Origin of the sequence: Streptomyces sp. KL109B, from assembly GCF_030766935.1 — a bacterium.
Classification (GTDB): domain Bacteria; phylum Actinomycetota; class Actinomycetes; order Streptomycetales; family Streptomycetaceae; genus Streptomyces.
Genome location: NZ_JASERL010000011.1, coordinates 290,925 through 316,638, shown reverse-complemented (window position 1 = coordinate 316,638; position 25,714 = coordinate 290,925). Strand labels below are relative to the sequence as shown.

At 69.9% G+C, this 25,714-nt stretch carries 26 protein-coding genes and 2 pseudogenes; 10 read left to right on the top strand and 18 right to left on the bottom strand.

All coding sequences use genetic code 11. The annotated features are described in order from the left end of the window. Window positions 1-15: 15 nt before the first annotated feature. Window positions 16-499: pseudogene (locus tag RBJ65_RS32085) on the bottom strand (integrase); the annotation flags it as partial. Between the two features lie 79 nt (window positions 500-578). Between RBJ65_RS32085 and RBJ65_RS32080 the strand changes: the two are divergent. The 8 genes from RBJ65_RS32080 to RBJ65_RS32045 all read left to right on the top strand — a co-directional run bounded on the left by RBJ65_RS32080 (window position 579) and on the right by RBJ65_RS32045 (window position 7,313). Further along, a complete protein-coding gene (locus tag RBJ65_RS32080; RefSeq protein ID WP_306320135.1) occupies window positions 579-1,082 on the top strand; it encodes a hypothetical protein in 504 nt (167 codons plus the stop codon). A gap of 159 nt (window positions 1,083-1,241) precedes the next feature. After that, complete coding sequence (locus RBJ65_RS32075; RefSeq protein WP_306320134.1) at window positions 1,242-1,928, top strand: hypothetical protein; 687 nt, start codon at window positions 1,242-1,244, stop codon at window positions 1,926-1,928. Beyond that, window positions 1,925-2,734, top strand: a complete 810-nt coding sequence (locus RBJ65_RS32070) for a hypothetical protein (RefSeq protein ID WP_306320133.1) — start codon at window positions 1,925-1,927, stop codon at window positions 2,732-2,734. Before RBJ65_RS32075 ends, RBJ65_RS32070 begins: the two co-directional genes overlap by 4 nt. Further along, window positions 2,727-3,278 (top strand): hypothetical protein, encoded by a 552-nt coding sequence (locus RBJ65_RS32065; RefSeq protein WP_306320132.1) that lies wholly within the window; start codon window positions 2,727-2,729, stop codon window positions 3,276-3,278. The genes RBJ65_RS32070 and RBJ65_RS32065 overlap by 8 nt, the downstream gene beginning before the upstream one ends. Before the next feature lie 95 nt (window positions 3,279-3,373). Continuing rightward, complete coding sequence (locus RBJ65_RS32060) at window positions 3,374-3,904, top strand: SUKH-4 family immunity protein (protein WP_306320131.1); 531 nt, start codon at window positions 3,374-3,376, stop codon at window positions 3,902-3,904. Between the two features lie 353 nt (window positions 3,905-4,257). Then, entirely contained in the window at window positions 4,258-4,473 is a 216-nt protein-coding gene (locus tag RBJ65_RS32055) for a hypothetical protein (protein WP_372341308.1), read from the top strand. Further along, window positions 4,470-5,165, top strand: a complete 696-nt coding sequence (locus RBJ65_RS32050; protein WP_306320130.1) for a response regulator transcription factor — start codon at window positions 4,470-4,472, stop codon at window positions 5,163-5,165. Before RBJ65_RS32055 ends, RBJ65_RS32050 begins: the two co-directional genes overlap by 4 nt. Window positions 5,166-5,288: 123 nt before the next feature. Continuing rightward, entirely contained in the window at window positions 5,289-7,313 is a 2,025-nt protein-coding gene (locus RBJ65_RS32045; protein ID WP_306320129.1) for a hypothetical protein, read from the top strand. A gap of 23 nt (window positions 7,314-7,336) precedes the next feature. On the opposite strand, the pseudogene RBJ65_RS32040 reads toward RBJ65_RS32045, so the two are convergent. After that, window positions 7,337-8,175: pseudogene (locus RBJ65_RS32040) on the bottom strand (NADP-dependent oxidoreductase). A gap of 25 nt (window positions 8,176-8,200) precedes the next feature. Between RBJ65_RS32040 and RBJ65_RS32035 the strand changes: the two are divergent. After that, the gene (locus RBJ65_RS32035; protein WP_306320128.1) at window positions 8,201-8,377 is read left to right on the top strand and encodes a hypothetical protein; all 177 of its coding nucleotides are present in this window, start codon (window positions 8,201-8,203) and stop codon (window positions 8,375-8,377) included. On the opposite strand, the gene RBJ65_RS32030 is transcribed toward RBJ65_RS32035, so the two are convergent. From RBJ65_RS32030 to RBJ65_RS31955, 16 genes are all read right to left on the bottom strand, one after another. Continuing rightward, window positions 8,361-9,758, bottom strand: a complete 1,398-nt coding sequence (locus RBJ65_RS32030) for an ABC transporter substrate-binding protein (protein ID WP_306320127.1) — start codon at window positions 9,756-9,758, stop codon at window positions 8,361-8,363. The genes RBJ65_RS32035 and RBJ65_RS32030 overlap by 17 nt on opposite strands. Before the next feature lie 59 nt (window positions 9,759-9,817). Then, on the bottom strand, window positions 9,818-11,278 hold the full coding sequence (locus RBJ65_RS32025; RefSeq protein ID WP_306320126.1) for a class I adenylate-forming enzyme family protein: 1,461 nt from the start codon (window positions 11,276-11,278) through the stop codon (window positions 9,818-9,820). A gap of 54 nt (window positions 11,279-11,332) precedes the next feature. Continuing rightward, the gene (locus tag RBJ65_RS32020) at window positions 11,333-12,397 is read right to left on the bottom strand and encodes a phosphotransferase family protein (RefSeq protein ID WP_306320125.1); all 1,065 of its coding nucleotides are present in this window, start codon (window positions 12,395-12,397) and stop codon (window positions 11,333-11,335) included. Beyond that, window positions 12,394-13,479, bottom strand: coding sequence for a phosphotransferase family protein (locus tag RBJ65_RS32015; protein WP_306320124.1), 1,086 nt, complete (start codon window positions 13,477-13,479; stop codon window positions 12,394-12,396). The genes RBJ65_RS32020 and RBJ65_RS32015 overlap by 4 nt, the downstream gene beginning before the upstream one ends. Continuing rightward, window positions 13,476-14,150, bottom strand: coding sequence for a TetR/AcrR family transcriptional regulator (locus tag RBJ65_RS32010; RefSeq protein ID WP_306320123.1), 675 nt, complete (start codon window positions 14,148-14,150; stop codon window positions 13,476-13,478). Before RBJ65_RS32010 ends, RBJ65_RS32015 begins: the two co-directional genes overlap by 4 nt. Before the next feature lie 16 nt (window positions 14,151-14,166). Next, entirely contained in the window at window positions 14,167-14,613 is a 447-nt protein-coding gene (locus tag RBJ65_RS32005; protein ID WP_306320122.1) for a nitroreductase family deazaflavin-dependent oxidoreductase, read from the bottom strand. Next, window positions 14,606-15,880, bottom strand: a complete 1,275-nt coding sequence (locus RBJ65_RS32000) for a cytochrome P450 (protein WP_306320121.1) — start codon at window positions 15,878-15,880, stop codon at window positions 14,606-14,608. The genes RBJ65_RS32005 and RBJ65_RS32000 overlap by 8 nt, the downstream gene beginning before the upstream one ends. Window positions 15,881-15,884: 4 nt before the next feature. Next, window positions 15,885-16,667, bottom strand: a complete 783-nt coding sequence (locus RBJ65_RS31995; protein WP_306320120.1) for an SDR family NAD(P)-dependent oxidoreductase — start codon at window positions 16,665-16,667, stop codon at window positions 15,885-15,887. Between the two features lie 5 nt (window positions 16,668-16,672). Continuing rightward, window positions 16,673-16,897 (bottom strand): ferredoxin, encoded by a 225-nt coding sequence (locus tag RBJ65_RS31990; RefSeq protein ID WP_306320119.1) that lies wholly within the window; start codon window positions 16,895-16,897, stop codon window positions 16,673-16,675. 1 nt (window position 16,898) lies between these two features. Beyond that, window positions 16,899-18,140: an amidohydrolase family protein gene (locus tag RBJ65_RS31985; protein WP_306320118.1), complete on the bottom strand. Its 1,242-nt coding sequence runs from the start codon at window positions 18,138-18,140 to the stop codon at window positions 16,899-16,901. A gap of 28 nt (window positions 18,141-18,168) precedes the next feature. Next, on the bottom strand, window positions 18,169-19,650 hold the full coding sequence (locus RBJ65_RS31980; protein WP_306320117.1) for an aldehyde dehydrogenase family protein: 1,482 nt from the start codon (window positions 19,648-19,650) through the stop codon (window positions 18,169-18,171). A gap of 53 nt (window positions 19,651-19,703) precedes the next feature. Further along, complete coding sequence (locus RBJ65_RS31975; protein WP_306320116.1) at window positions 19,704-20,906, bottom strand: thiolase family protein; 1,203 nt, start codon at window positions 20,904-20,906, stop codon at window positions 19,704-19,706. Beyond that, window positions 20,903-21,331 carry a Zn-ribbon domain-containing OB-fold protein gene (locus tag RBJ65_RS31970; protein ID WP_306320115.1) on the bottom strand — a complete coding sequence of 143 codons (429 nt, stop codon included), beginning with the start codon at window positions 21,329-21,331 and terminating at the stop codon, window positions 20,903-20,905. The genes RBJ65_RS31975 and RBJ65_RS31970 overlap by 4 nt, the downstream gene beginning before the upstream one ends. Further along, window positions 21,328-22,542: a CaiB/BaiF CoA-transferase family protein gene (locus RBJ65_RS31965; RefSeq protein WP_306320114.1), complete on the bottom strand. Its 1,215-nt coding sequence runs from the start codon at window positions 22,540-22,542 to the stop codon at window positions 21,328-21,330. The genes RBJ65_RS31970 and RBJ65_RS31965 overlap by 4 nt, the downstream gene beginning before the upstream one ends. A 241-nt stretch (window positions 22,543-22,783) precedes the next feature. After that, a complete protein-coding gene (locus tag RBJ65_RS31960) occupies window positions 22,784-23,332 on the bottom strand; it encodes a phosphotransferase (RefSeq protein ID WP_372341310.1) in 549 nt (182 codons plus the stop codon). An 87-nt stretch (window positions 23,333-23,419) separates the two neighbouring features. After that, a complete protein-coding gene (locus RBJ65_RS31955; RefSeq protein WP_306320113.1) occupies window positions 23,420-24,088 on the bottom strand; it encodes a TetR/AcrR family transcriptional regulator in 669 nt (222 codons plus the stop codon). 162 nt (window positions 24,089-24,250) lie between these two features. Here RBJ65_RS31955 and RBJ65_RS31950 point away from each other — a divergent pair, with 162 nt between their 5' ends. Beyond that, complete coding sequence (locus tag RBJ65_RS31950) at window positions 24,251-25,630, top strand: ABC transporter substrate-binding protein (RefSeq protein ID WP_306320112.1); 1,380 nt, start codon at window positions 24,251-24,253, stop codon at window positions 25,628-25,630. The last annotated feature ends 84 nt before the right edge of the window (window positions 25,631-25,714 follow it).

Below are 25,714 nucleotides of genomic sequence, written 5' to 3'. Positions count from 1 at the left end.
ACGGGACAGCCCTTAGGTGCTTGAGCTTCGTTCGGGCGCAGGGGTGGCTTCGTTCACTAAAAAACGCCCCTTCACGCCGAGAATCAGCACTTCGCCGTGCAGGTGCCGGTAGCCCCCCGTGGGGATTCTCCCGGGCCAGGCGCAGGACCAGAGCGCGGATGGAGTGCACGGTGCGCGGTCGGCTTGGGCGCTTCGGTCGCGAGGCGGCAGCGTGGCGGCGTGTGACCAGGTTGCGGTGCCGGCGCAGGACCGTGTCCGGCCGGACCAACAGCCGCAGCCTGCGCAGCACATCTCGCGGCAACCGGTGCGGCAGCGCCGCCAGGAACGCCCGATCGTTTGGGCCGAACCACACCTTCTCCTCGCCGAGTTGGCGCTCCAGGACCGTGATCTGGTGGCGCAGGGCGAGGACCTCGACGTCCTTGTCCCGATCGCTCATCGGAAGCAGGCGCAGCACCGCGAACGCGTTCGCCACGCCCAAGTAGGCCAGTCGCAGCAGCATGGTAGATCATCATGCCCCGGCGCCATCAGCCAAAGCTGCCACGCTTCATACTCCGCCACACTGGCTTCTACCAGGACGGATGAGTTTTCGGCAGGGGCAGGGTTTGTATCGTATTGCTGTATTGGGCAAGCGCCAGCGATCAATTGAGCTCGACAGGAACTCGACAGGAATGGGGGCGGTCCTCGTGTCAGACAGCCGAGAGGTGGGCGCGGAAGACTTGATGGACGTCACGCACGATACTGACCGGGCTCGGAGTCTGCGACGTGCGCTGGACAGCCTGCGGGCCGGCCCCGATCCGAAGCTGCGGGAGATGGCTTCTGCGGTGCTGCGCGGCGAGTTGACGGCCCAGCAGGCGTTCACCGACCCGGAGTACACTTCCGCTCTGTTCGCGGGCGCTGCGGAGGTACGCCGTGCCGGAGAGCGGCGTTCCGCTGCCGAGGCGGACGAGGCGGGAGCACGTTTCACGGCCTGGCAGCGCGTACGTGATGCTGAGGGCGAGCGCGAGCGTGCCGAGCACGAAGCAGCGCATTGGAACCCGGGCCCGCGCTCGATGCCCAAGCACCGTGCCGCTCCCGGAACCTGATAGGCATTTCGACCTGCACCTCACGTTGCGCACCGCCCATCTTCCTTGGCTTTGGCGGGGTTTGGGCACCCTGCGACGTCCCGTAACTCGTCTCTCGTAGTAATGTTCGAACCTCGCTGAGTGGCCTTGAGGGGCCTACCCAAGCGGAGGGGAACGGGGATGGGAGTCGTACTGCCCGACGAGGCGGCCTGGGTGTTGGACCTCATTGGGGTGGAGTGGCCCAATGTCGACGAGGACGACTATCGGGACATGGCCGATGGACTGCGTTCCTTCGGGGCCCAGGTACGGGAGAGCAAGGATTCCTCGGAGCGCTTCGTCCGGGAGTTCCTGGAGAACAACGAAGGGCCCGCGACCGCCGCGTTCGAGCGGCACTGGGGCAAGGTCAGCGGCACGCATCTGGAACGTCTCGCCGAGGCCGCGGACCTCGGCGCGACAGCCCTGGACGGTGCCGCGTTCGCGGTGGCCGGAGCCAAGGTGGCGGCCATCGTCCAGCTGGGCATCCTCGCCGCGGAGATCATTGCCGCACAGGCTGCCGCACCGTTCACGCTCGGGCTCTCCGAGGTCGGTGCCCTCGGCGCCACCCAGGCCACGCGGCTGATTGTCCGGCGGCTGCTCAAGGAAGCGGAACATCTCCTGGTCGAGGAGTTGATGGCCGTCGTCATGGGCCCCGTCTACACCGCCCTCGGCGCGATGGCCACCGATCTCGTGATCCAGGTGGGCGCGAACGCCGTCGGCCTGCAGGACGGATACAGCGCGGGGAAGACTCTGCATGCCGGGAGCGCCGGCCTTTCCGACGGCTTGGACTCCGCCGCCGGTACGCTCACGGGGCGTGGAGGTGCCGAATGAGCGGCACCATACGCAACGACAAGGACCTGCACGACCGACTGGCCGACCGAATAACCTCCCAGGCCGAAGAGCACGAGACCGGTGCCCGCCCCCACCTGCGGCGCAGTCGCGCCGGGCTGGATCGAACACGTGGCCGCGGCACCATGGCGGCGGCCGTTGAGAGCGGTGCGGAAAAGATCCTGCGGGCAATCGAGGATGCCGAGGACGAGCTGCACAAGCACCTGCAGGACGTGTCCAAGGGCGTACGGGCGATGGGCGAGAACCACGCCCGCAACGACAAGGCCATCGAAACGATGCTGAACAGCATCGTCACCCGCTCCCGCGACCAGGATGCCGTCCGGGACGGAGGCGGGATCGGCAAGGACCGCCCGGACTCGACGAAGGACCCGCACAGGGTCTCCCTCGAGTGGCAGCCCGGCATGCCCAAGGCGGCCTTCGAACGGAAGGCGAGGGCCCTGCAGCGGCTCGGCGAGGAGGGGCACCTCTTCAAGTTCAAGGGCAGGACTCAGGACTACCGCGACCAGGAGATCACCAAGAAGTACAAGGGTGCCCTGGAAGCACTGATCCGCAGGAACCACCAGGACGACCCGGAGTTCGCCGAGGACGCCGCGAAGGCCGCCCGCAATATGCAGCCCGACCACGTCAACGAGCTCCAGACCGGTGGCCCTGATTCATGGCGTAACCTGCGAATGCTCGACCGGACCACGAACTTCCAGATCGGCACGCAGCAGATACGCCCGCAGATCAAGGACCTACCGGACGGCACCCCAATCGAAATCGATGTCAAATGGTGGCCAGATGACTAGCGCGAGCCCGGGAGCGTCCCGCCTGAACACGACGGTGGACGTTCTGCGTACAGCGCTTGCACAGAGCACGGATGTGCTCCAGTTCACGCTCGGCGGGAGTATCGACGAGGAGACGGCGGCCGCCGCGCAGGCCGACGGGGTGCCACGTGGCTTCCTGAACTTCTGCCGGGTGTTGGACGGCGTGAGCTGCGGGCCGAACATGCAGCTCTTCGGCTTGGAAGAAGCCGAGGAGCACCAGTTCTACTGCGGTCCAGTGGCCGACTCCCCGCTGGAGCTATCCCCCGAAAAACTGTTCTGCATCGGATTGCTCAACGACGTTCCCCTTTTCCTCGACCGCGCGGACGGCAGCGTTCTTGGTGTCCCGGAGGAGCACGCGGAGTGGGTCGACGCGGAGCGCTTCGAGCCGCTCGCGCCGGGACTGGAGGAGTTCTTCCTGGAGCGACTGGCCAGCCCAGAGTATGTGCGGTTTGCGTCGATCGACGACGAGTTGGTGGAGTACGACGACTGGATGAAGCTGCTGCGCCGGGCCGGTCTCGCAGACTGATGAGACCTGGCAGTCAAGCTTGCGCTTGGGCTTGGGCTTGGGCTTGGTCATGGCAGACGAGCGCAGGACGAAGATGAAGGGACAACAGAGGACGCATGGCGACCCATGAAGAGATGACAGAGCTGTTCGGCGTGGACCACGTGGTCACGTTGGACCGCGCTGTCGCCGACGAGCACGGAATCTCCGGGGCCGAAGCCGACGTGCTGTGCGACGTCGGAGTACCGGTGTTCGTTGACGTCCTGTTCACCTTGGACACCGCGGACGAGGGGCCCGACCCCTTCACGGTCGTACCCGTGGCAGCGGGCGGCAAGGAGAATCGCATCCTCGTACTCGGCGGCCCCACCGACGATCCCGAATTGCGGTACTGCCTCGACATGGAGCGCGGCTACGTGATCCTCATGTCGTTCGGCGAACAGCCACAAGCGGAGATCGTCAACCGGACCCTCGCCGACTTCGTCGAGTTCCTATACCGTTTCGCGCTGCGCACGAAGCACCTGGAACACGCCCCGCCGCAGGACCGTGCCCCGTACATGGAGAAGCTAGTGGAGTACCTGCGGGCGCGCGACAAGTACGCGTTCGCGCAGCCGGACAGCTGGTGGTCGATGGTCTTCGAGCAAGTCGGCTGAGCCTTGGTGCACGACCACGGCGCCTTCCATGGCTGCTGCTGGCCAGTTGATCGCGATTGCCCGCATGTGTACCTGTCGTCAGTGGTGGCCGGCGCGGTGTGACACCCAACAGCGCCGAATGTCTGCTCATAGCGTGCGACGGTTTCGTAAGTCTCCTTGTGGCGTCCCCCTGGGCGTAACGTTCGCGAAGAGGTGCCGTCGTCCCTTGACGGCGCCTGACGTCGCGTCACAGTGTTCAAGGTCTCGTGACGGGACATCGCACTTTGCTGGGGGTTGCGGGACTGGACCGAGGCCGGTGTGTGGCCTCGTCTGCACGCCGCCCACGTCCACCTCGCCACGTCCACCTCGCGTACTTGCGCCGGCACCTGACCATCACGATCACGAACGACACGACGGACCGGGCACCCGCCACCGCGCCGGGCGGATTCGGCCTCATCGGCATGCGCGAGCGCGCCCACTCCGTCGGCGGCGACCTGCACACGGGCACCCGCCCGGAGGGTGGCTTCGAGGTCGCCACGTCGCTGCCCCTGAACCCGACCGCCTCACAGAGGAGCGACTCCACTCCATGACCGCCACGGCTCCCGTCCGCGTGCTGATCGCGGACGACCAGGCACTGCTGCGTGACACCTTCCGCGTACTGATCGACTCCTGCGAGGACATGGAGGTGGTCGGGGAGGCGGCCGACGGCGCCCGGGCCGCCGAACTGTGCCGTGAGCGCCGTCCCGACCTCGTCCTGATGGACATCCGCATGCCGGGTGTCGACGGTCTTGCCGCGACCGAGGCCATCTGTGCCGACCCGGACCTGTCCGCGACTCGCGTCCTGATCCTCACCACCTTCGAGACGGACGAGTACGTGGCGCACGCCCTGCGCGCCGGGGCCAGTGGGTTCCTCGGCAAGGACGTGCAGGTCGACGTGCTGCTCGACGGCATCCGTACGGTGGCGGCCGGGGACTCCCTGCTCTCTCCCGCGGCCACCCGGGCCCTGATCACGCGCTTCCTCGCCACCCGCGCCCCGGACGCGCACCTCAGGGCCTCCGAGCGGCTCGCGGATCTCACCGCGGGCGAACGCGAGGTCACCGCCCTGGCCGCGGACGGACTGTCCAACACGGAGATCGCGGAACGGCTCTTCATCAGCCCGCTCACCGTGCGGACCCACATCCAGCGGGCGATGGGGAAGCTGAACGCCCGCGACCGTACGCAACTCGTGGTGATGGCCTATCAGGCGGGTCTGGTCCGGCCGGGACCGCAGAGATCCGCCTGAGAAGCTAGTAGGTCAATAAAGAGAGCGCTATTCTCGTCGCGCCGTTCCGTGCGAGCCGGCGAGAACGCCGCCGCGGCCCGGGCAGGGAGCGGACTCGAATCCGGCAGACCCAGAGGGGATTTCGTGACGCGAGACAAGGCAACGAGACGCGAGCAGCACACCGTTCCCGGTTCAGCCCTCACACTTGGCTCCCTCTCTCGCACCCGATGGCGCATCCTGCTGCTCCTGGCCGTCCTCGCGGTCGCGGCCGGTTCCCTGTTGCCATCGGCGCAGGCGAACCCGTCGGCGCGCGCCGACGCGTCAACAGGCGCTGTGGTGCCGCCCGCCCCGAAGCCGGAGCGGATCAAGGTGGAGGAGCTGCCGCTTCCGCCCACCGCCCCCTCCGACGCCAAGGGTTCCTGCACGTCCGACGTGAATCCCCGTCGCACCGGCTGCATTGACGCGGACTGGGATGCCCTGCAAGGAGGCGGATTCACGCGGGATCAGCGACAGGTGGCGGCGCGTGTCACCTTCGCGGGCGCGCCCGCCGCACCCGACCCGGCGAGTGTCTACACCGGCTCCCAGCTGATCCTGGTCAGGACCGACGGGTCCACGTTCCCGGGCGGCGACTCCTGGAAGTGCCTCACCTGCGGGATGCCGGACGCGAACCGTCAAGGTGTCACCGAGGCGGCGGACTACCCGATGCCGTTCGCCGACGGACGACGGCTGCTGGCCGGCGCCACGGTCTACGACTGCGGCCGGTACCGGCTCGCCTCGCCCGCGTGCACGCCGAAGCGGTTGCACGGCTACCCGATCCGCTGGAACGTGACGGCGGACGGCTCCGGCAAGGGCGGCGCACTCCGTGAACTGCGCCTGCACCCGGACCAGGTCCACCTCGGCTTCAGCGGCATCACCACCAGCGGCGCCCGCCTGGACCAGTACGGCTATGTGGGCCGGCTGACCTTCAACTCCGCGCCGAAGGCGGGCAGCCCCCAGGTGCCCCGCTACGACTTGACCAAGGTCAACCGTCTCTTCGACGCCGCCCCGGACAGGCAGCCCCTGCGGGTCGACCCCGACCACCCGGACCGGCTCGTCTTCGACCCGACCGTGCCGTCCGTCGGCGAACTGCGGGGCTTCAGCAAGGACGGCCGAGAAGTCACCTATGTAGGACATCCGGCCGAGTCCTCGAACATCGACGTGTTCGCCGCGCACCTCACCACCGGCAAGGTGCGGAGACTGACGAGCAACCCCGAGTACACCGACCCGGTGGACACCTCGCCCGACGGGCGGTGGACCGTCGCGCTCGACACGCGCGGCTCCGACCGGCAGATGTTCATGGCCGGCATGCGCGATGTGCCCGCCGTCACGGACCTGTTGACGACCAGCGCCGTCTCCTCGGTGCGCAACAACCACCAACGCCGCTTCTTTCAGCCGTACTTGATCGACCGGTACGGCGACCGGGGTACCTATCAGGGCCAGCGGTTGAACGCCGGTGACAGCGGCCCCGGCGGCATCGCCGACCCGAACTGGAACGCGGGCGCCGACCCGCAGTGGTCGCCCGACGGCACCGCGGTCATGTACTGGCAGCGCCTGGTCTCCGCTCCAGCCTGCGGAGGCGCCAACCCGCTGCCCTGCCCGACCTCGACCGAACCGGGCGGCCGCCACACGCGGCTCATGCTCGCCCGCCTCGTCGACCGCGAGCCCGCAAGGACGGAGAAGGTCCAGGAACTCCCGGACGACATCCCGTGGGGCACGCGCTACCAGCCCGGCAGCCCGGCACCGGTCCGTCCCTATCCCGCGCAGGGCACGTACACCCTGCCGGGCAAGTCCTCCGGGAAGGCCACGGTGGCCATCGTGTGGAACGAGGCCAGGACGGCGGTGAAGACGGTTTCCGTGCGCTACGACAAGTACTCGGCCGACGGGAGGACCTTCCTCGGCGGCACGGAGAGCGTGACCCGCAACAACCCGAACCCGACACTCCAAAAGCTCGACTGGGTATCGGACCTGAGGCAGACGGACGCGACCGGATCCGTCCACGCCACGAAGAAGACCAGTCCCGACGGCTTCCACCTGACCATCGATCTGCTCGAAACGGTCTTCGACGCGACCGGCACCCTGACCACGAGCGTGGGCGGACACACCTACACCCAGCCCGCCAACGGCACGTGAGCCCGTAAGGCCCCTGGCGCCCGTCACGGGACGCTGAGCACGATCTTTCCCGTGGCGCCTCCGGCCTCCCCGTACGCGTGCGCCTTCGCGGCCTCGTCGAGGGGGAACACGGTGTCGACGACGGGACGGAGCGAGCCCTCGGCCGCCAGTGCGGCCAGGGCCCGCAGGCCGGCGTGGTCCGGCTCCACCGCGTTCCAGTCGTAGGAGAGGCCGCGGGCACGGGCGTCGGCGATCACCTCGGGGTCCTGGGCCGGGCTCAGGGTGACCAGGCGGCCACCGTCGCGCGGCACCTGCACCGAGCGCGGCGCGTAGTCCCGCCCAGCGGTGTCGAAGACGACATCGCCGTCCTGCACCGCCTGCGTGAAGTCCGTGCTGCGGCAGTCGATCAGCTCGTCGGCGCCGAGCGAGCGCACCAGGCCGTGCTTGGCGGCGCTCGCCGTTCCGATCACGTACGCGCCCGCGCCTTGGCGATCTGTACGGCGAGGTGGCCGACACCGCCGGACGCGCCGTGGACGAGGGCCCGCGGCTTGACGGCGAAGTGCCGGGCGGGACCCGTCACGAACTGCGCGTAGCCGCCGGCCTGTGCGGGGAAGCACGGCATGCCGAAGACCTCGTCGCCGGGCCTGAGGATGCTGACGCCGGGGCCGACGGCCTCGACGGTGCCCGACACGTCGAAGCCGAGGATGCGCGGGTCGCCCCACGGGCCGAAGCCGCCCTGGGCGCGGGCCATGAAGTCGGCGGGGTTCACCACGGCCGCGTGCACCCGGACGAGGACCTCGGTCAGGCCCGGTACGGGGCGCGGAACCTCGGCGGGGCGGAGGACTTCCGGGCCGCCCAGCGTGGCTGCGGTGACGGCGTGCATGGTGCTGGAGCCGGGCTGCTCGGCCATGGCTGGGGGTTCCTTTCGTCGGCGCCACCGCGTCGCCGGAGACCTGTATCTCGACTGGAACGCCGTCGGCTGGGCGGCGGACCCGGATCTCCAGATGATCGTCTGGACGGCCGAGCCCGGCTCGCCCTCGCACGACGGGCTGCGCCTGCCGGCACGGACTACTTCAGGTCCTTGAGGCTCTTGCCGACGTCCGACAGCTTCCCCGCCTTCCCGTACCGGTCGCTGAGCCTGTACTTCGCGACGCCGCAGCGGTAGGCGCCCTTGTTGGCGCCGAAGTCGGCGGGCTTCCAGCCGTCCGGTGTCGCCTTCTCGATGTTCATGCACTTCACGGGGGAGTCCTGGACGGACACGTTCACCGGTGCCTGGAGGCCGCCGCCGGTCCAGTTGGTCTCCTTGCGGGCCGCGTCGTGGATGCACTTGCGGGTGAGGTCGTTGTCGCAGCTGGTCGCGGACTTGGCGAAGAGGAGCCAGGCGGACATCGCCTTGACCGCGGGGAGGGTGAGCTGCTTGCCGGCGGCGTACTTCTTGAAGAGGCCGACGACCTGTTGCGTCGCGGCGTTCGAGCCCGACTTCTCCATGGGGTAGATGCCGCTGACGTCGGCGAGGTTGTTCTGGGCGGCCAAGACCGCGGGGCCGGCGAGTTTGAGGAAGGCCGGGCCGTAGGCGTTGCTGTTCGCGTCGATCCAGTCGAGCTTGTAGTTCATCGCGGTGAGCTCCTGCTCCAGCTTCGCCAGTGAGCTGAAGTCGCCCATGAAGATCAGGCCTTTCACCTTCTCGTTCTTGATGGCCTGGGCGTACGGGGTCCAGTTGGTGACGCCGGACGCGGGATAGAGGTCCGTGTAGGCGGGCTTGATGCCTCGCGAGCGGAAGAAGTCCACGCGCTGGTCGAGGGAGGAGCGGGTGACCGGGGAGTCGCCGGAGATGATGCCCACGGAGTCGGCCGTGTCCGGGTAGGCGTCCTTGACCAGCCACTCGTAGAAGCCCGCGTAGCGGAAGTACGAGGGTCCGCCCGCCTGCATGGACAGCTGCAGTTCGGAACCCTCGTTCTGGTGCTGGACCGTCTGCGCGGGGAAGTCGGGGAGCAGGCAGGACAGGCGGTCCTTCACCCCGAGCCCGTCCAGCGCCGCGCTGCCGCCGGCAAGGACGAAGTCGGCGCGGCAGGCGTCGTTCACGCGCTGGCGGACCTCGACCATCTTGGTGTCACGAACCGTCGGGACGATCTTGCGCCCGTTGATGCCACCGGCCGCGTTGCACCAGGACGTGAACGCCTTGGCGGCGTCGGCGAACTCGGTGTTCTTCGTGAAGCCGACGTCCGACAACACACCTACGTGGATCTCCTTCGCGGTCACCCCCTGGGCCGGGGAGCCGCTCGGACTGCCGGGGCCGCACACGTTCTTGAGGTCGCCGAAGTCGCCCGACGCGGGCGCCGCCGCGGCGGCCTTCTCCTCGGTCTCGGGGTCGCCGCGGCCGGAACTGCTGTCGCCACGGGTGGAACAACCGGCCGCGAACAGCGCGGCGACCACCGTCAGGGCGGTGATGGTCCTCTGGGGCCTCACGGGCTGTCCTGCCTTTCGGGGAAGGGGATTTGACGAGGGCGGGGCTGTGCTGTGGGGGGTCAGCCGCCGCGCGCCGCCACCAGCGCGCCGCGGTTCACCTTGGTCGCCGCGCTGCGCGGCATGACATCGACGAACTCGGTCGTCTTGGGCAGCTTGTACGCGGCCAGCCTGGCCCGCGCGTACGCGACGACCTCGTCGTGGGTGGGCGGCGCGGCCGGGTCCGAGGGCTCGATCAGTGCGTGCACCCGGCGGCCCCACTCGGGATCGCGCAGACCGATGACGACGACGTCCGCGATGGCCGGATGGTCGATCAGGGCCGCCTCGACCTCGGCGGGGAACACGTTCGCGCCGCCGGTGATGATGATGTCGACGCGGCGGTCCAGGAGGTAGAGGTAGCCGTCGGCGTCCAGGTACCCGACGTCGCCCGCCGTCTGGAAGCCGTCGGCGGTCGCCTTGAGACTCGGGGCGTCGCCCAGGTACTCGTAGCCGTGGTAGCTGGGGGAGCGCAGGTAGATGTCGCCGGTCTCGCCGACGGGCACGTCCTTGCCGTCGGGGTTGAGGACGCGCAGCTCGGTGGCGCGCAGCGGCCGTCCGACGCTGCCCTGGTGTGTCATCCACTCGTCCGCGCGCAGGGCCGTGATGCCGAGCCCCTCGGTCATGCCGTACGCCATGACGATGCGTTCGGCGCCGATCAGTCCTGACCACCGGTGCACGAGCGCCGAAGGCATGGGGGCGGCGCCCTGGAGGATCCACTCCAGACTGCTCAGGTCGCGGTTCTCGACACCGGGCAGGTCCGCGATGCGCTGGAGCATGGTGGGTGTGGCGGTGAACGTCGTCACCCGGTGGCGCTCGACCGCCGAGACGACACGAGCCGCGTCGAACTTCTCCATGACCACGAGCCGGTCACCGTCGAACATGCCGAAGAGTGTGGTGAATCCGTTGGCGTGGTACATCGGCGCGAGGACGAGGATCGTCTGCGGGCGGGGGACCGGGGTCCAGGACTGCATGAGCGGGGTGCTGAACGTGGGGGCGTGCATGGCCCGGCGCGCGGTGAGGATGACCTTGGGGGTTCCGGTCGAGCCGCTGCTGCAAATGCCGTGCGCGTAGGGCGAAATGACGTCCAGTGGCAGGATGGGGACGTGCGCGCTCGTCGTTGCGTCGATCCACGGCATGTCCTCGGCGCCCAGGTGCACGGTCGCCCGCACCACCTCGCGCAACCGGTCCGACTCCCACTCGGGCAGATCCCAGCGCACCGGCACCGGGACTGCCCCCAGCTTCCAGGCGGCGAAGACACCGAGCACGAGCTGCGGCGAGTTGCGCAGGGCCAGCGAGAGACGGTCGCCCTCGGCGAGGCCGCGTGCCGCCAGTGCCCCGGCCAGTTGGTCGGAGCGGCGGTCCAACTCTCGCCAGGTGTAGCCGGATTCGGTGCCGTCCGCGGCGACATGGTGCAGCACCTCGGCGCCCGTGCACGATGCCGCCAGCTTTCTGATCAGTAGGGCGATGCTCGTTGCGCGTTCCATGGCCGTACTCCTCCAGATGAGCCGACGGGACGTTCGGTGACCGGGTGAGGTGTGTCAGACGCCGAGCAGGCCGAAGCTGTCGTGCCACGCGACCGCCTGTGCGAGCCGTCCCGCGTGCCGCTCGGTGATCGGCCGGTCGACGGCCCGCGTGATGCCCCACAGGAAGAAGCCGTAGGGAAGGTGCGCCCGGTACGCCCACCACGCCTCGTCCCGGCCGGGTGGTGTGCCGCCGTGCGCGGCGAGTCGGTCGAGATAGTGGTCGAGCAACTCCCCTTCGCTGCGGGCGCGTTCGTCGGGGTCGAGGACGGCCGCCAGGTGGTAGCCGACGTCGAGCGCCCAGGCGCCGTACTGCACCACCTGCCAGTCGATGAGGCCGGGGGACCCGTCGGACATGGCGTAGACGTTGCCGGTGTGCACGTCTCCGTGGACGAGGCAGCGCGGGTGTGCGGGCGACAGTTCGGCGAGCGCGTGCATCGCGGCGATCAGGCGGTCCGCTCGGCGCACCTCGGTGGTGACTTCCGCCGCCCGGCCGTCGTCGAGCTGGGCCTGCAGACGGTCCGGACCCATGTAGCGGGTGAGCGGTGCCAGGCGGGGCGGGAAGGCGGCGGCGAGGTCCACCGGCTGCTCGACGTCGTCCCGCGTCGCGGCGTGCAGGGCGGCCAACTGGTCGAGCGTCCCCGCTGCCTGGTCCCGGCCGAAGCCCATCAGCGGGTCGCCGAACCGGGTGCCGGATGCCACCAGGTCGTGCATCAGGAGCAGCGGGTGCCCGGTCTCCTCGTCCACCTCGGCGTGCACACATGGTGGCGTGCGTACGGGAAGTGCCGCGGCCAGCAGTCGGTAGAAGTCGACCTCGGCGCGCGAGGTGCCGCGCTGTCGGGAGGCCGGGTTGAAGTAGGCCTTCACGCACAGGGCCGACGGGGCGCCCTGGGCCTCGTCGTTCTCGTAGGCGACGTCGAAGCGGACCTTGGTGGCCACCGTTTCTATCCGCTCGGTCACCTCCGTGGCGGTGACGGCGACACCGGGGTGCCGCTGTCGCAGCACGGCGGTGAGCCAGGCCGGGGAGAGGGCCGTGTCCAGGTCGTGCGGTGCGGGGCCGCCGGGAAGGCTCGTGACCGTCATGACACCTCCACGGATCCGGTCGTCCGGTCCGGCCAGCCCAGAAGCCGGCGCGAACGCTCGATGAACGGGTTCGGCCGACCGGCCGCGGGCAGCTTCATGGAGCGTCGCGTGTGCAGCGCCAGGAGGCCCGCCTTGAGCCCGGCGAACACCTCGTGCCAGTGCAGATGCTCCACCGGGCGACCCGTCAACTCTCGCCAGAGGTCGAGGGTTTCCTGTCGTGTGCCGAGCCCGTCGAGGCGCCCGATGCCCTGCTCGACGCTGTGGATGTCGTCGAAGAGCAGCCACCAGCCGAGGTCGGCCATCGGCCCGGCGAGCGACGCCTGTTCCCAGTCCATGACCCCGACGACTCCGTAGGCGTCGTCGAACATCATGTTTCCGATGCGGGCGTCCCCCCACGACAGACCAGGAGCCGAGGTCGCCGGCCGGGTGGCGGTCACCCATGCGAAGAGCTCGTGCACGGAGGCGGGGATCTCGTCCTCCAGCGCCCAGGTCGCGAACCGGCGCCAGTACGTGAGCTGTTGCTCGTCGCCGGGCGCACCCTGGCCGGGGTCGTGGAGGAAGCCGAAGTCCTCGGCCGGCGCGCCGTGGATGGCGGCGAGCTGGCGAACGGCGCCCTCCCACAGGGTGCGGCGCTCGCCAGGAGTCGCCGTGGTCAGCCAGCCCGTCTCGTTGTACACGGGCATGCTCACCGGGACCCGTCCCCGCATCCGGCGCATCACGTAGAACGGCTGGCCGAGCAGCGCGGGGTCCTTCTCGTACCAGAGCGCTTCGGGTACCCGGACCGTGCCGAGGCGGCGCAGCGCGGCCAGCATCTCGTACTGGAGCCGGAATCTCGGCTCGAGGAACATCTGGTGCTCGGGCGCGGGTGCCACGCGCAGGACGAGTTCGTGCACCCGTCCTTCAGTGCGGGCGTCGAAGAGGATCGTCTCGTTGGAGACGCCGGCGCCCAGCGGATACACCAGGTTCGCGATCTGTACGTCGAGTGCGGTGCCCGCGCCGAGCCGGGTGGCCAGCCACGGCCGCAGGGCTTCCGCGGCCGCCTCCAGATCGCGGCCCTTGGCGAAGACCGGAGCCTCGCTCATGCTTCCCCCATCCCTTCGGCCGGGCCGCCGAACGCGGCCAGGCAGAACTCCCACAGCCGCCCGGCCACGTCCTCGACCGGCTCGTGCGCGGTGGCGAACGCGTAGTGGTGGTAGACGGACGTGACCAGCTTCATCGCGAACCACGCGTCCTGCGCCGGATCCCTCGGCCGCAGCAGCCCCAGGGTCGCCGCCTCCCGCAGCTCCCGTTCGACCAGGTCACCGAAGGGCTGGGCGGCGCGCGCCATCTCGTCGGGGAACAGCTGGTGCAGCCGCCAGTGCTCGGCGGTGATGAACCGCGGGCCCGTGCGCTCCCGCCCGCTGCCGAGCCCGTCGAGGATGTGGGAGATGTAGAACCGCAGCCGGCTCACCGGGTCGGGCAGCTCGCGTGCCGCGGACCGCATGCGCGCGGCCTGCACGGCGATGATCTCCTCGACGAGGGCGAGCAGGATGTGGTCCTTGCTCGGGAAGTGCCGGTAGATCGTCTGCAGCGCGACACCGGACTCGCGGGTCAACTCCTGCGTCGTGAAGGCGCTTCCCTTCTCCGAGGCGAGCCGGTGCGCGGCCCGAGTGATCGCCTGCGCCTGCTGGACACTGCGCGCCCGTGAGCGCTGCACGGAGGGTGAGCGGTCGGCCGCGTGATCCGCCCAGGCGGTGGTGTTCGGGTTCGACATGTGACCGGTCCTCGCCCTATGTGTCCGTGGTGGGTGTCAGCACGACGACGGGGATGATGCGGTCGGTGCGCGCCTGGTAGGTGTCGTAGTTGGGCCAGTAGTCGTTGACGGCCCGCCACAGGCGGTCGTGCTCGTCGCCCTCGGTGACACCGCGCGCGACGACCGGGATGTGCTCGCCCTTGACCTGGATCTGCGCCTCGGGGTGCGCGAGCAGGTTCAGATACCAGGAGGGATGTCTCGGGGCCCCGCCGGTCGAGGCGACGACCAGGTAGTCGTTGCCGTCCCTTCCGAAGATCAGCGCCTTGGTGCGCGGCTCGCCGGACCTGCGTCCCGTGGTCGTCAGGAGCAGGATGGACACGCCGTTCCACTCGTAGCCGATCTCGCCGTCTGTCTCCCGGTAGCGGGCCACGTGTTCGGCGCCGACGAGCGCCAAGTCCGGTTTCTGGTACGCGGGTTCACTCACGTCCATTCCCTTCCGTCGAGAGCTGGAAGACCACCGGGATCTCCGTCGCCCCCCGCTCGTAAAGACCGATGAAGCGCGGCGGCGCCGCGTCCGGATCGAGCCGCAGCCCCGGCAGCCGGTCCAGCAGCGCACCGATCCCGACCCGCATCTCGGCCCGCGCCACATGCATGCCGAGGCAGACGTGCGCGCCGCCGCCGAACGCGAACGACGGGCGCAGCTTGCGCGTGATGTCGAACTCGTCCGGGCGCTCCCAGCGCGCCGGGTCGCGGTTGGCCGCGCCGATGCACAGGTGCAGGACGGAGCCCTCCGGCAGGTGTACGCCGTGGAGTTCGGTGTCGCGCGTGACGTACCGGGAGAACATCGGGTCCGTCGGTGTCCAGCGCAGCGCCTCCTCGATGGCGGGCCGCAGCAGGTCACGGTCCTCGCGCACGGCCGCAAGGACATCGGGGCGCTGGAGGAGGGCCGTGAGCGTGATGCCCATCTGCTTCCACGTGGTGCCCGAGCCGGCCGTGAGCAGCAGGATCGCGAAGGAGTAGATCTCGGCGTCGGACAGCCGGTGCGCGACACCGTCCTCGTCCGTCATCTCGGCCTCTACGAGGACGCTGATCAAGTCGTCCTGCGGACGGGCGCGGCGGGCCGCCACGATCGGCGCGAGGATCTCCACGATGGCCTGCGGATCGCGCAGCGCGGCCCGGATGTCCAGGGCCCGTTCGACCGAAACACCGAAGCTGCCGGTGATCGTGAGGACCGGGACGGCCGCGCAGAAGTCCACGTTGAGTTCGGCGCGGCCGTCCTCGACGAACGAGTCGATGAGCAGGTCGACGGTCTGCTCGATCCAGTTGCGGATCCACCACTGCGCCTTGCCCGGCACGAACGACGGCTGGACCAGGGCGCGATAGCGGCGGTGCTGCCTGCCACCCATGGACAACATGCTGTTCTGCGCGGCGAGTTCACCGGTGCGCGGGTCGATGGGTGTCGGGGAGGCGGCGAAGACCTCCGCGTTGCGGTACGCCTCGTCGCAGGCGTCGTAGCTGAACGCGGAGAAGTGCGGGCGGTCCGGGTACGGCAGGCCCTGGAAGTGCGCGGGCCCGGCGTAGCCGGTGAGTTCGTGGACGGTGCCGGGGTGGACGGGGGCCTTCGCGCGCAGCCGGTGCCAGGCCGGGTACGGGTCGTCGCGGTAGCCGCCGCCGACCTGGGCGAGGTAGGCGCCGCGCAGGTCGAACAGTTCGCGGACCCGGTCGCGGTCGAGCGTCACGGGAGTTGTCATGCCGTCACCTCGCCACGTATCCGCCGTCGACGGGCAGGACGGCCCCGGTGATGTTGGCGGACCGGTCGGACACCAGGAAGAGGGCGGCCTCGGCGCAGTCCTCGGCGGTGATGGCCCGCCCCAACGGGTGGCCGGCCGCGACCCGTTGCACGGTCTGCTCCAGCGCCTGCTCGTCCGAGGTGTCGAGCCCGCCCGCCGGCATGAAGTTGGTGAGTGGCATCCCGGCCGGGCCGATGGCGTTGGCACGGATGCCGAAGGGGGCTCCTTCGATGGCGACCGCCCGCGTGAGCTGGTGCACGGCCCCCTTGGTGGCGCCGTAGACGGAGCCGCCCCAGGCGACAAGCCCCGCGACGGAACCCGTGTTGAGGATGACACCGCCGCCGCCCTGCCGCTTGAACTGCAGGACGGCCTGCTTGCAGCCGTGGAACACACCGGCGAAATTGACACCGACCAGGCGCTGGAAGTCCTCGGCCGTGTGGTCCTCAAGTGTCGCCCCGAGGCGGGGAGTCGGGATGCCGGCGTTGTTGAAGACGATGTCGAGCCGCCCGAAGCGCTCGACGGCCGCCACCACGGCGGTCACGACGTCCTCCTCACGGGACACGTCGCAGGCCACGGCCGCGGCGGTGCCGCCGGCCCTTTCGATCGCCCGCACCGTGTCCTTCGCGGCGTCGGGGCGGACGTCCGCGCACACCACGCGGGCGCCCTCCTGGGCGAAGCGCAGCGCCGAGGCGGCGCCCACGCCGGATCCGGCGCCGGTGACGATCGCGGTCCTTCCGTCGAGCAACACGCAGGTCACCCTCCTTCTTCGTCAGTGGCGGCTTCGTCGGTGGGAGCAAGAGTCAAGGCCTGGGTGGGACACCCCTCGACCGCGGTCCGTACCGCGTCCAGCGGCTCGGGCGGCCCCACGACCACGGCCTTCGCCTCCTCGTCGTGCGCGAAGGTGTCCGGCGCGTACACCACGCAGATGCCGGTACCGAGACACCGCTCCCGGTCCACGACCACCGCCCGGCCGGACACCTCAGGCCTTCGCCGAGGCGAGAACGGGCGGCTCGGCCGGGGTGAAGCGGTACAGCCGCTCCGCGTTGCCGCGCAGGATCTTGTACTGCCGCTCCGGTGACAGGTGGGCGATGCGGCTCTTGACGAGGTCGATGCAGTTCGGCCACGTCGAGTCGGAGTGCGGATAGTCGGTCTCGCACATGATGTTGTCCTCGCCGATCTCGTCGATGCTGGCGATGCCGTGGACGTCGTCGATGAAGCAGCCGTGGACGTGCTCGCGGAACGTGGCACGGATGTCGAGGGTGTCGAGGTCGACGGCGTCGCTGCCCGCGTGGTCGTTGAAGCGGACGCCGCGCTTGACCCAGTGCCGCTGCGTGTCGAGGACCTGCTCGGCGCGCTCCAGGAAGTACGGCATCCAGCCGATCTCCCCCTCCGACAGCGCGATCTTCAGATTCGGATAGCGCTGGAACATGCCGCTGAACAGCCAGGACAGCATGGCCCCCGAGGTGCGGGTGGCACCCCACGCCAGGTTGGCGAGGAACGGCGCGTCCGGCGCGATCTGCGGCACCGTGGAGGACGATCCGACGTGCATCGACACGACCATGCCGAGGTCGTTGGCCGCGGCCATCACCGGGTCCCAGTAGCGGCTCTTGTCGTGGATGGTCGGCAGGCCGAGCGGGGCCGGGTTCTCCGAGAACGCGAAGCTCGTGGCGCCCTTCGCGGCGCAGCGTTCCAGCTCCTTGGCGGCGAGCGCCGGGTCCCACAGCGGGATGAGGACGAGGGGGATGTAGCGGCCGGGCGCGGCGGCGCACCATTCCTCGATGATCCAGTCGTTGTACGCCTTGAGGCAGACGAGTCCGAAGTCGCGGTCACCGGCCTCCATGAACAGCTGCCCGCAGAAGCGGGTGACCGTGGGGAAGCACAGTGAGGCCAGGATGCCCGCCCGGTTCATGTCCTCGATGCGGGCCTTCGGGTCGTAGCAGCCGGGCCGCATCTCGCTGTACGGGAGCGGCTCGGGGCTGAACTCCTCCTTCGACTTGCCGACCACCGCGCTCAGTCCCGAGCTGGGGAACCGCTTGCCGTCGTAGACCCAGCAGTCCAGGCCGTTGTCGTCGGTCTCCATGTGCGGGGCCCGCTCGCGGTCCGCCTTCGGAACGCGGTCGACCCACAGGTGGGGCGGTTCGAGGATGTGGTCGTCGACGGAGATCAGCCAGTCGAGGGCGCCGTTGCCGGTCAGGTCCGGTGCGGTGTGGGCTGTGGACACGGGGGTGCTCCTTCAACTCGTGTGTGTCTTAGCGGAGTTCGCCGATGGCCAGATGCTTGACTTCCTGGAACGCGCGGATGCCGTCCGTTCCGCGCTCGCGGCCGAGGCCGCTCTGCTTGTAGCCGCCGCCGGGGGCGTAGGCGCTGAAGACGGCGGTGTTCACGTTGACCGCGCCGGTGCGCAGGCGGCGGGCCACGGCCGTCGCGGCGGCCGTGTCGGCCCCGTACACCTGGCCGGACAGGCCGTAGCGGCTGTCGTTGGCGATGCGTACGGCGTCGTCGAGGTCGCGGTAGCCGAGGACCGTGAGGACCGGGCCGAAGATCTCCTCCTGGGCGGCGGGGTTGTCGTTGCCGGGCAGGTCGAGGACGGTCGGCTCGAAATAGTGGCCGCGGGCGATGCGCGGGTCGAGACCGTGGGGCCGACCGCCGCCCCGGACGACCTTCCCGCCGTGCTCGGTGGCCAGCGCCACGAACCGTTCGCAGCGCTCCAGTTGGGCCGCGCTGATGACGGGGCCCAGAGTGGTGCCTGCCTCGTTCGGGTCGCCGACGACGAGCCGCCCGTACGCCCCGCCCACCGCTTCCAGGACTTCGTCCTTCCGCTCCTCGGGCACAAGCATGCGGGTCGCGGCGACACACGCCTGACCCGCGGTGGCGGCCACGACGGCGACCGCACCGGCCGCGGCCCGGTCCACCGCGTCGTCGAGGTAGATCTGCGCGGACTTGCCGCCGAGTTCGAGGGCGACCCGTTTCACGGTGGGCGCCGCCTGCGCCAGGATCCGGCGGCCGACGGCGGTCGACCCGGTGAACGACACCATGTCGACGGCCGGATGGCTGGTCAGCAGCTCGGCGCCCGCCGCACCACCCTCGATCACGACGCTCAGCACACCGGGCGGCAGCCCGGCCGCGTCGGCCGCCGCACCGAACACCAGCGAGGAGAGCGGGGTCAGCGGGCTGGGGCGCAGGACGACGGAGTTCCCGGCCAGCAGCGCCGGGACGATCTTCTGCAGCGCCATCACGATCGCCCCGTTGTAGGGGGTGATGGCCGTGACGACACCCACCGGTTCGTGTCGCAGCACACTCAGCGCGACCCGCCCGCGTACTAGCTCGTCGACGGGCACGGGGGCCGCCTCCTCGTGCGGCATCCGCAGATAGAGGTCGATCGCGCCGCGCGCCACCGCCAACCCGCCCTGCAACTGGGCGCGTTCGGCGAACGCCGCGGGCTGCCCGGCCTCGGCGACCATCGTGGCGACCAGCGCGTCCCGCGACGCCTCGACATGGTCGAGGAAGGCGTACAGGATCCGAGCCCGCTCGGCGGCCGGGACATCCGCCCACACACCGCGCTCGAAGGTGTCACGCGCCTCGACGGCCGCACGCTCGATCTCGGGGAGCGGTGTCACCGACACATCGGTCACGTGCGAGGCGTCGGCGGGGTTCTCGACGGCGAGTGTCTCCTCGCCCTCGATCCACTTTCCGGCGACGTACGAGCGCCGCTGCTCGATGAGGTCGTGCACGATTCCGCCCTTCTCGCGCCGTGAACCGGCGCCCTGCGCAGGGGAGTTGGTGGCTACCAGGGGAGTGCGCTGTACACGACCGCGCCGCCGTAATGAGGTGATGAGTGGCAGGCGAGCCCGAACGTGGTCCGCGCCCGCTGGCGCGGTCCGGCGCGCCCAGCCAACTGCAGGTAGCACTCGAGCATTTGGGGCACCCCGTGCATGCGCCCGTTGCCGAGCGCGCCCCCGCCGCTGAGAACCGGCAGCGCGCCTGGCGCGTCGCTGTCGATGCCCCCGTCGAGGACGAAGCGGTGTGCCTCGCCGGGCGGGCAGTAGCCCAGGGCCTCCAGCCAGAAGTACACGAACGGCGAGAACCCGTCGTACAGCTGGGGAACGTCGATGTCGGCGGCCTTCACCCCGGCGTGCTCCCACAGCCGGCGCGCCGTCCCCGCGCCCCCGGCCATGATGTCGTCGAGCGGCCAGTGCAGGGGCAGCCGCCGGGGTCCTGGCGCGCTGCCCGCGTACCCGGCCACGTACACCGGCCTGTGCGGCAGGTCGCGGGCCCGCTCGGCGGACGTGAGGACGAAGGCCGCGACACCGTCGACCGGGATGTCGCAGTCGTAGCGGCAGATCGGATCGTTGACCATCGGGGCGGCGAGGTACTCCTCGGCGGACAGCGGCCGCCCGTGCCAGTACGACCACGGGATCCGCGCCCCGTTCTTGCGCGCCTCGACGAGGACCGCCGCCATGGCCTCCCGGCTTGCCCCGTAGCGCTGGAGGTACTCGTTGTACGCGAGCCCGATCATCGGCAGCGGACCGAAGAGCCCCTGCGGCGCCGTCCACTGCTGCACCCCGCCGAACTCCCGCTGGACGGTGCCGTGGTACGAGGCACGCGGATTGTGCAGCGCGCGGTGGACGAGGACGTGGTCGGCGGCGCCGCTCGCCACGGCGTTGACCGCCATCGCCACCGAACCGGGGATCTGCCCGATGCCCTGGAACCCGGCGACGTAGGAGGGCCGTGCGCCCAGGTGCTCGGCGAGCCACGCCGGCGTGACCGTGCTGACACCGTCCTCGGCGGCGTGCCCGCCGGCCGTGGGGAACAGCGCGGATCCGACGAACCCGTCGATGTCCTCCGTGCGCAGCCCCGCGTCGGTGATCGCGGCGCGGGCCGTATCGACCGCGAGCGTTCCCAAGGGTTGCTCGGCATGCCGCCGCACGGCACTGTGCCCGTACCCGACGATCGCGACCTGCCCGCCGGCGGCGAACCTGCCGCTCATGACGTCACCTCACCGAGCGCGAACGCGGGCACGGAGACACCGGGTTCGACGTCCTCGAAGGCGACCTGAACCCGATCGCCAACGCGCAAGGGGGTGTTGGGCCCGTCCAGCAGCCGCCCGACCATCCGCAGCCCGGCCTGCTCCTCCAGCTCCACATCCACGAGGACGAAGGGCACCTCGTCCGCCAGGCCCGGCAGCGACGACTGCCGCACCACGGTCCAGGAGCGCACCGTGCCCCGGCCGCTCACCGGCTCGTACGAGAAGTCGGGGTCGGTCGCACGACAGTGCGGGCACGTCACATCGGGCGGCAGGGTGAAGGCCGTACAGCGGCCGCAGCGCGCGAGGGCGAGGGTGTGCCGCGCGGCCGCCTCCCAGTACGGGGCGGACCCCGCGTCCGGCACGGGCACGGGACGCAGCGCGCTCATGTGATCGCCCCCGCGTCCTTCAGCTCGGCGATCTTTGCCCAGTCGTAGCCGAGTTCGAGGAGCACGGACTCGGTGTGCTCGCCGTGCTCGGGCGCCCGGCGCAGGGCCGGCGGCCGCTCGTCGAACTGCACGGGAACGGTCGGCATCGCATACGAGCCGCCCCCTTCGAGCTCCACCTCGCCGAGGTAGTCATTGGCGACGACCTGCGGATCGGTCAGCAGCTCCTCGACGGCCTGAACCGGCGCCCACGGCGCGTCGATCCCTTCAAGGAGGCCCTTCCACTCCTCGAACGTGCGCCGCGCGAACTCGGCCTCCAGCTCGGCGACACACGCCTCCCGGTTCTCGCCGCGCGCCCGCAGATCGACGAAGCGCGGATCGTCGGCGAGCTCGGTACGCCCGATGAGCGCACAGAACTCCCGCCAGTACCGGTCCCCTTGGAGGAACACCAGCTGGATGTGGCGACCGTCCTTGGTCCGGTACGCCCCCACGAGCGGGTTCACCGAACCGCCGCGCCCGGACACCCCGCGCGGCTCTCCGCCCGCGAGCGCCGACAGCACGTCCGAAGACAGCGTCCACATCGCGGTGGCCAGCAGCGACACATCCACCACGGAGCCCTCGCCGGTGCGTTCGCGCTTCAGCAGCGCGCCGGCCACCCCGAACGCGAGCGCCATGGCGCCGTTGCGGTCGCCCATCGCCCCGCGCTGACTGATCGGGTACTCCCGCTCCGGCGGCGTCAGGACATGGGCCATCCCGCCCTGCGCCCAGAACGCGGACGAGTCGTACCCGGCCCGGTCGGCATGCGGGCCGCGGACGCCGTAACCGTGGCCCCGTGCGTACACGAGCCGGGGGAAGCGGCGCGCGAGTTCCTCGGCGCCGAGCCCGAGCCGGTCGAGGGCGCCGGGCCGCAGATTGGTGAGGAACACGTCTGCCGTGGCGAGCAGTTGGTCGAGCAGTGCTCGCCCCTCCTCGCGGCGCAGGTCGAGGGCGACGGACCGCTTGCCGCGGTTGGCGAGCGCCACCGAGAGGTTCACGCCGCTGCTGCCGTCGGTCCCGATCCGCTGGGTCGCGAGCCCCCGGTACGGGTCGCCCTCGGGGCGCTCGACGCGGATGACGTCCGCGCCCCAGTCGGCCAGCAGGGCGCCGGCGACCGGCACGAACACCCACTGGGCGAGCTCGACCACCCGTATGCCGTCGAACGCTTCGCTCCCCATCGAGCACCTCCCGCCCGCCGAGGCCCGAGTCGACCCGGCGTTGCCAAGGTAGAGGCACACTGTTGAATTTGGGAAGTGGCGTTCTCGCATTATTAGAGTTGCGCTCTTCTTCAGGTTTCGTCGGCCCCGTAATCCTCGCGCCAGGGGCCGGCGAGGTGCCCGCCGTCGACGACGAATGCCGCGCCCGTGCAGTACGCGCTCTCGGCCGTGCCACCGAGCGGCACGGGTGGCCGCGCATCACTCAGTCCAACGCCCGCGCCAGCACGGCGCGATGCCGACGCACCCACTCGTACGCCCCGCGTACCTCGTCGATCGCCCCCATGTCGCGCAGGCGGATCTTCGTGGCATCGCCCGAGTCGGCCCCGGCCTGGATGCCGCGCCAGCAGCGGTCCTGCCACCAAAGCACCATCGGCACCAGGCTGCGACGGTCCTTGAATCCATGGCTGTCGGCGATCAGCCGCATGCGCCGAGCCGCGTCGTCCACGTCGTTTGTCGAGGGGCCGAGGTCGAGGTACTGCCAGCACACATGGGCGACGTCGTGGACCCGCATGCCCGGCGCCGCGAGATCCCAGTCGATGAACGCCACCGGCCTCAGTACACCATCGGCCGGGCGATGGACCGTGTTCTTGGGCGACAGATCGTTATGGCATACGACCTCCTCGACGCCGGCCAACTCTGTGCCGACCGTGAGGTCGTGGAACTCGCGTGTCAGTCGGGCCAGGGCGACCAGGCTCTCGTCCGAGGAGACGGCCGACGGCCGCCGTGCCTCCCACGCGGCATGGCCGTCCAGGAAGTCGAGGACTTCACGCCCTTCGCCATTGGAGCCGTAATGTCGGGGTGCCCACCCCAGCCGGGTGTGGCGTGGCCAGTGGCCGGGTCAGCTGCCCGTGGTCCCGGTCAATCCGCCCAGGCAGAAGTCCCAGACCTCCTTGGACGTCACGGATGTCGACTTGCTGCCCGTCGGGACGCCGGGGGTCTGGGCCGTGAACATGGCCGTCTGCATGACGAGTGCGGCGACCCGGCGGGGCTTGGCGGCGTGGGCGTCGCCGGATGCGACGGCCTGCTCGACGAGTTCGGTGAAGACGTCGAGCAACGGCACGTGCGCCGTGGCCACTTGGGCGGGGTGCGAGGCGAGCAGCTGCATCGCGAAGTCGGTGAACAGCGGGCTCTGCTGGTTCGGGCGCGGCTGCGAGCTCTTGTAGAGGAGGTCGACCGCGACCCGCAGCCGGTCCAGCGGCTTTTTCTTGGCGGCGGTCGCCGAGCGGATCTCGTCCGCGGAGCGCGACAACGCGTCCTCGAAGAGCGCGAGAAGCAACTCGTGTTTTCCGTCGAAGTGCTGGTAGAAGCTGCGCAGTGACTGCTTGGAGCGCTCGACGACCTCCTGCACGGTGAAGTCGGTGGTGCCCTTCTCGCTCATCAACTCCTGGGCGGCGTCCAGGAAACGCTGGATGCGCTGCTCGGCGCGGAGCTTGGCGGCACGGGTGGACCGCTCGACGGCGCGCTGACGCCAGGCGGGCGGTGCGGGTTCGGCGGGGACGGCGTTCATGGCAGAACGATACTCCGGGTCAGTGGAAAGCGTGGGCCGTCGCCCTACCGAATCGTCCACCGCACGAATGTTGGACAAGATTCTCCTGCCCGGAACGTTGCTTCGCTTCAATAGAGAATGTAGTTTCCGCCGCAATCGAGGTATGCCCCCTGGGGAGGACCGTTGCGAAGGCTACTCATCGGCGTGGTCGCCGTGCTCGCGGTGCTGCTGGCCGGATGTTCCACCCGCTCGGACTCGAAGAACGCCGGCGCCGAGGACAAGGAGCCCGCCAAGGCGAGCGCCGCGGCCGCCGGCGGCGCCGACTTCGGAACACTGAAGGACGTGTGCGGCAAGGGCGAGGCCAAGAGCACCGGCACACAAGGCGTCACCGCGAAGGACATCAAGACCGGCGTCTTCACGGACGTCGGCTTCAACAAGACCCCCGATTTCGTCGACGCCGCCAAGGTGTTCACGTCCTGGTGCAACGACAACGGCGGGATCAACGGCCGCAAGCTCACACCCGTGACCCACGACGCGAAGCTCCTCGAGGTGCGCCAGCGCATGCAGCAGGCCTGCAAGGAGGACTTTGCCCTGGTCGGCGGGGCTGCCGCACTCGACGGGCTGGGCGTCAAGGACCGCCTGAAGTGTCTCCTCCCCAATTTCGCCGCCCAGTCGAGCCTGCCGCCCGCCATCGGTTCCGACCTGCAGGTGGTGGGCTCGGGACCGTACGCCGACTACTTCCAGTACGCCGGCCTCTACAAGTGGCTGATCACCGAGAAGTACCCGTCGTCCGCCAAGAACGTCGGCATCATCTCCGGTGACAGCCCGGTCACCAAGATGATGACGGCCCAGTTCAAGGAGTCCATCGCTCAGCTCGGCGGCAAGGTCTCCTACACCGAGCTGTACCCGGCGACCGGCGTCTCCGACTGGACGCCGTACGCCCAGTCCATCAAGAACAAGAAGGTCAAGGGCCTCGTCTTCCTGGGCGACTTCAGCTCGCTCGCCAAGCTGGAGCAGTCCCTCACCAGCATCGGATACGCGCCCGACTGGATCGACTCCAACAGCAACTCCTACGGAGACCCCTTCGTGAAGCTCGCCGGGTCGGCCCTCAAGACCCAGCACAACTACGCGGAACTGTTCGCCACGGCGCCCCTGGAAACGTCGTCGCCCACCACGGACAAGATCAAGCAGCTGTACGCCAAGTACGCTCCCGACGCGAAGGTCAGCTATCTCTCGCTGCGCGCCTTCGCCTCCTGGCTGCTGTTCGCCACCGCGGCCCGCGACTGCGCCGAACTGACGCGGACCTGCGTCTACGAGAACGCCACGAAGAACACCCGCTGGACGGCCGGCGGCATCCAGGCCCCGTTCGACCTGTCCGAGCTGCAGAAGCCGAGCACGTGCTACTCCATCGTCGAGGCGACCCCCGAGGGCTGGAAGCCGGCCGACTTCAAGCCGGACAAGGGCCCCTACCGCTGTGACGCGCCTGCCGTGAAGTACCGGGGCAAGTACGTCGAGCCCGCCACGCTCGCCGACGTCGGAAAGTCGATGTCCGATGTGAAGTGACCCCAGGCCGCCCTCTCCCGCCGCGCCTTCACCGTACGTAGGGTGAACGGCGCGGACGGGTTCGTCATCGGTGAGCGGAGAGGG